This is a genomic window from Caulobacter sp. CCH9-E1 (assembly GCF_001556515.1).
Lineage (GTDB): Bacteria > Pseudomonadota > Alphaproteobacteria > Caulobacterales > Caulobacteraceae > Caulobacter.
The window spans coordinates 1-5310 of the sequence record NZ_LSJA01000354.1; the positions used below are offsets into that span (position 1 = coordinate 1).

At 65.3% G+C, this 5310-nt stretch carries 4 protein-coding genes; all 4 read left to right on the forward strand.

Annotation, left to right across the window (positions count from 1 at the left end):
* Positions 1-47: 47 nt before the first annotated feature.
* Positions 48-3110, forward strand: a complete 3063-nt coding sequence (gene mobF / locus AX690_RS20060) for a MobF family relaxase (protein WP_066730534.1) — start codon at positions 48-50, stop codon at positions 3108-3110.
* Positions 3111-3335: 225 nt separating this feature from the next.
* Entirely contained in the window at positions 3336-3473 is a 138-nt protein-coding gene (locus tag AX690_RS23090) for a hypothetical protein (protein WP_156449739.1), read from the forward strand.
* Between the two features lie 27 nt (positions 3474-3500).
* Complete coding sequence (locus AX690_RS20065; protein ID WP_066682985.1) at positions 3501-4706, forward strand: glycosyltransferase family 87 protein; 1206 nt, start codon at positions 3501-3503, stop codon at positions 4704-4706.
* A partial coding sequence (locus AX690_RS20070) for a UbiA prenyltransferase family protein (protein WP_197426927.1) occupies positions 4703-5310 on the forward strand: 608 nt, incomplete at its 3' end. The genes AX690_RS20065 and AX690_RS20070, both read left to right, overlap by 4 nt.

Below are 5310 nucleotides of genomic sequence, written 5' to 3' on the forward strand. Positions count from 1 at the left end.
GATGACCGTAATGACCTGGACGGACCGTCGACCTCGGGGTCGATGCGATGATGACGCTGTCGAAGATCGGCAGCTCCGGCGGAGCGGCCGGGTACTACGCCAAGGATGACTACTACATCGAGGGGGAGGCGGGCGCGCCGAACCTGGAGTGGGGTGGCAAGGCGGCGGCCGACCTTGGCCTTGCGGGCAGGGTCAGCGCCGAGGACCTGCGGTCCGTCCTGGACGGCAAGAACCCTGATCCGGATGGGCCCGCGCTCACCGTGTCGGAGAACAAGTCCTCGCATCAGCATGGCTGGGACTTCACCTTCGCCGTGCCCAAGTCGGTCACGCTGCTCGTTCTCGCGGCCGAGAAGCATGACCCGGCGCTCGCCGATCGGCTGAAAGAGCACATCATGGGCGCCAACCAGGCGGCCATGGGCTACCTGGAGGAGAACCATGCCATCACCCGCATGCGGGACAAGGAAGGCGGGGTCCGTGAGGTCCTGACCGGCAACCTTCTCTATGGGTCGGTGATGCACGTCACCACCCGGGGCGGCGATCCACACATCCACGTCCACAACCCGATCGCCAACACCACCAAGAACCCGGAGACAGGCCAATACGGGGCCCTGCACACCCGGCAGATGTACCGTTGGATCCAGAACACCTCCTTGGTCGCCGCGCGCGACCTGCAGGACCGGCTGATGTCGGAGGGCTTCAGCATTGAGCGCAAGGGTAAGCTTGCCTGGGAGGTCGCCGGTTCGAGCGAGAAGCTGGTGGCGGAGTTCAGTTCGCGGTCTCAGGAGATCAAGGCCGCGGCAGAGGGTCTGGAGGCTGAGCGCGGCGTTGAGACCACGGCCGGCCAGCGCACCATGCTGCAGAAGCAGACGCGCAAGGCCAAGGGCGAGATCGTCCGCGAGGCCCTGCAGGCCGAATGGGCTGAACGCGCCGAGAAGGCCGATCCTGGCGCGATGATGCGTCAGCTGGCCGCGCGATCGGTGGAGCGCGGAAAAGACGTCACTGAGACGGTGCTGGGGGCGATGAGCACCGGCGTTTCCCGGATCAGGCAGGTAGTCCGCGATCTACGCGGCGAAAATGAGCGGATCGACCACTACACGGTCACGGTCCGCGATCGTGACAAGGAAGCCCAGCAGCTGGTCACCCTCGGGCTCAAGTCGGCCGAGGAACGCGAGGCAGTCTTCAGCAAGCATCTCGTCATGCAAAAGGCGCTCATGGCCTCGAGCGCGGGGATGACCTACGAGCGCCTGAAGGCCTCGTTTGATCGCTTGGTGGCCGCCGGCGCAATCAAGGACGCCGACCAGAAGGTGGTCGGGGCGGTGACCACGGAACGAACGATCCAGCGCGAGCAGGAGATCATTGGGGCCCTGGAGGCAGGCAAGGGCAAGGCGCCGGCGCTGATGTCGCGAGAGAACCTCAACAGGGCTCTGGACCCGGTCAACGTCAAGGAACGAACCGGCATGACCCTGACCGGCGGCCAGCTTGCCGGCGCGGCGATGATGCTGGGGTCCCGTGACCGCTACGCCGTCGTTGAAGGCTTCGCGGGCGTTGGCAAGTCTACGTCGCTACGGGTGACCAACGACATCGCCGAGCGAAACGGGTTCAAGCTCTATGGCATCGCCTCCCAGCACCGGTTCGCCGATGAGATCCGCAAGACCGGCGTGGTGGCGCGCACGGTTGAGTCCTTTCTGCGCGGCGCCGAGGCCAAGCTGAGCGCGGGCGGTGAGGAGGCCGCCCGGCTCAAGTCGGACTTCTCCAAGACGATCTTGATCGTCGATGAGGCCTCGACTTTAACGAACGACACCATGCTTCGGCTCACCCGCGTGGCCGAAAGGCTCGAAATCCCCGCCGTTCGCTTCTTGGGCGATCGGGGCCAGTTAGGCGGTCCGGGGGCGGGCAATCCGTTCAAGGCGATCATCGATCGCGGCGCCGAGCGCGCGGAGATGGGCGAGATCCTGCGCCAGCGTCATGCGCCCGATCACCTGCGCGACGCTGTCCAGCACATGGCCCATGGCCGGTTCAAGGAAGGGTTGGCCAAGCTAGCGCCCAACATCCTCGAGGTGGGCAAGGACGGCGATAACGCCGCCGTCGCGCAGAAGGTGGTCGAAGCCTATCTCGATCAGCGTCAGGCGCGAGACACCCAGATCGTGGTCGCCACCAACGCCATGCGAGGCCTGGTGTCGGTTCAGATTCGCGAGCACCTCAAGGGCGCTGGCGAGCTAGGCGCCAGGGAGCAAGACGTCGCGCGTCTCTATGAGAAGAAGCTCACCCGCGCCGAGCACCTGGATGCGCGCAGCTACGCGCTCGGCGACAAGGTGGTCGACCACAAGGGGTTCCAGGGCGTCGGAACGCCCCGGAACATGGTCGAGACCATCATCGGCATCGACCAGGTCAACAACCTCCTCAAGGTACGCGGCGAGAAGGGCGGCGAGCGTCTGATCGACCTCAACGCCGAGGCGGACCGGAAAAGCCCCTCGTTTGCGAGTTTCACGGAGCGGGCGCACCCGATCGCCGCCGGCGAGAAGATGGTCTGGGAAGCGCGCTTTGGCGATCGCGGCTATGAGCGGGGAGGGGCCTTCACGGTTGTGGCCGTCGACAGCCGGTCGGTGACGATCCGTCACGAGGGCGAAGGCAAGCTCGCCGGAAAGACCGAAACCCTGTCTTCACGCGACGAGGCCCTACGGTTCAGCGGCTACGGCTACGCCATGACGGCCGATCGCGCCCAGGGCGCGACATTCGACGGGGTGGTGTTCGAGCTCACCAGCAAGGTGGGCGAAGCGGCCAACATGGCGCGCCTCTATGTTCAGGCCTCGCGCCTCTCCCAGGACGCGCGGATGGTCACCGACGATCTGGCCAGGGTGTCTCAGCTCATTCTGCAACAGGACGGTCAGAAGCCCGTCGCCCTCGATCACCTGCGGGAGGCGGCGGAGGCCTTGAAGCAGGACGAGCGGGACCGCGAGCGCGACGGTCAGGCATTGGAGAAGGACCGCGATATGTCGAAGGACATGGGGCGCGGCCTCGACACCACTATGTCGCGCGGGCCGGACAAACAGCGAAGCCGCGTCAAAGAGCAGCAAACGTCACTCCAGCAACAACAGGGTATGGGGCTTTAGTCTTGGTCAACCATCCTTCGCAGGATTTCGCGAACCACGTTCCTCAACCGTATTTCAGCCCCTGCGCGTTAGCGTCTACGGACACTCGCTCTTCAAGGGGTACTGGTCGTGGACGCCCTCGCTCAATACGGACTTCCAACCTGGAAAGTCGCTGCCCTGTTCGCCATGACGTTCACCGTCGTGGCTGCAAGCCACGTTCACAGCGCACGCGAAGCTTGGGCTGGGATGCAGGCTACGGGGATCGAGGCGCGGTGGCGGAAGGTGCTCAGCTACCTCAAGCGCCACGAGATCGCCTACGCCAAGCGCGTTCCGATGCTGCTGGCCTTTGTGATCGTCAGCACGATCGTCGTGACCTCGCTATAGCGCCTGCGGGCCGCCTCGGAGGCGGTCATGCGTAACGCGTCGTTCCATGCACCGCCTACGCGACGCTCCGTCGTGACAGCCAGCATCATCCTGATCGCTCTCTACGCGGCCTTGATGATCGGCGGCGCCCTCAGCACCCGCAACGGCGTCATGCCGACCGGAGATCCGGCGGGCCAAGACTTCTCCAACTTCTATGCTGCTTCGCGCCTCGTTCGAGACGGTCGCGCGGCCGACGCCTATGACTTGGCAGAGTTCAACCGCGCGATCGTGGCGGATCACCCGGGCGCGACGGCCACCTATTTCTGGGCCTACCCGCCTCCCTCCAGCCTTCTCGTCGCGCCTCTGGCCTATATGCCCTACGGTCTGGCCATGACCGTTTGGACGCTCTTGGGCGTCTCAGCGTTCCTGTTCATGGCGTGGCGCCTCTTCCCCTCGCGACTGACGCTTCTCGCCGGCGCCGCCTCGCCAGCGCTCTTCTGGGACGTTTGGCATCACCAGCTCGGCGGGCTCACCGCTGCGCTGTTGGCGTTCGGCTTGTACGAATCCGCCAAGCGGCCCCTGGTGGCGGGGGCGTCAATCGGCTTGCTCGTCATCAAGCCTCACTTGGCCGTCGCCGCGCCGTTCCTTCTGGCCGCAGGGCGGCGCTGGAAACAGATCTTCGCGGCAGGCGCCACCGTGATCGGAGTTTCGGCGGTAAGCTATCTCATCTTCGGCCCGACCATGTGGGCGGCGTTCCTATCGGCCGCAGGCCGTGCTCGCGAAATCCTGGAGAGCCCAGGTCAGCTGAAAGCCCTCATGCCGTCGATCTTCGTCGCCCTGCAGCTCCTGGGTGCGCCGACCTGGCTGTGCTGGACGGCGCAAGGGGCCGCCGCAGTTGCAGCGATCATGGTTGGGATATGGGTCTGGCGAGCAACCTCGGACAGCGGCATGCGCACCACAGCGGCGCTGGCGGCGTGCGCGCTGATCTCACCCTATACCTTCGCCTATGACAGCACGCTCACCGCCTTGGCGATCGCGGCCTACGCCGGCGCCGCGGTAAGAACACCGCCGCGACGGGCGCTCTACGGGTTCATGGTCCTCGCTTGGTTCCTACCGCTCCCAGCCGCAGCGCTTGGAACGCTCTACCGGATCCAGATCGGCTGGCTGGCGGCCGTTCTCGTCATGGTCACGGTGCTCGCCACCCTACCGAACGTCGTTGAAGGGCGTTCGCATTTGTCGGAGGCGGCAGCATGACTCTGATTGATCGCTCACAGTCTCGACCCCGCTCGGTGATGTTGGCGTGGATCAAAGCGTTGCGGCCGACCCACTGGGTCAAGAACGTTCTGGTCTTCGCGCCGCTAGTCCTCGCAGGACGCACCTCGGACGTTGCAGCCTGGGTGGGCGCGGGATTTGCCTTCATAGCGCTCTCGGCCGCCGCGAGCGCCGGCTATCTCGTCAACGATATTCGTGACCGTGAAGCCGACCGCCTTCATCCAGAGAAATGCAACAGGCCGTTCGCGGCTGGTGAACTTGAAGCGCGAAGCGGCAAGATCCTCGCCGTGGCGCTGGCGGCGTTTGGCGCTTGGCTTGCGGGAATATGGTCTCTGCCGCTGGGTCTTACGCTCGTCGTCTACATGATCGGCACGGTCGCCTACTCGACGGGTTTGAAGCGCGAACCCGTATTCGACGTGGTGGCCCTGGCGGCGCTCTACATGCTGCGACTGGCCGCCGGCGGCGTGGCCAGCGGCGCTGCGCTCAGCCAGTGGTTCCTGGCGTTTGGGGGGCTCTTCTTCCTCAGTCTAGCGCTGGCCAAGCGCCATACTGAGCTCAGGCGCCAAACCGACCAAACAGAAACGCC

Coding starts and splice junctions, on each gene's coding strand:
- AX690_RS23090 (WP_156449739.1), top strand. CDS start 3,336: ATGCAGGCTACGGGGATCGAGGCGCGGTGGCGGAAGGTGCTCAGCTAC.
- mobF (WP_066730534.1), top strand. CDS start 48: ATGATGACGCTGTCGAAGATCGGCAGCTCCGGCGGAGCGGCCGGGTAC.
- AX690_RS20065 (WP_066682985.1), top strand. CDS start 3,501: ATGCGTAACGCGTCGTTCCATGCACCGCCTACGCGACGCTCCGTCGTG.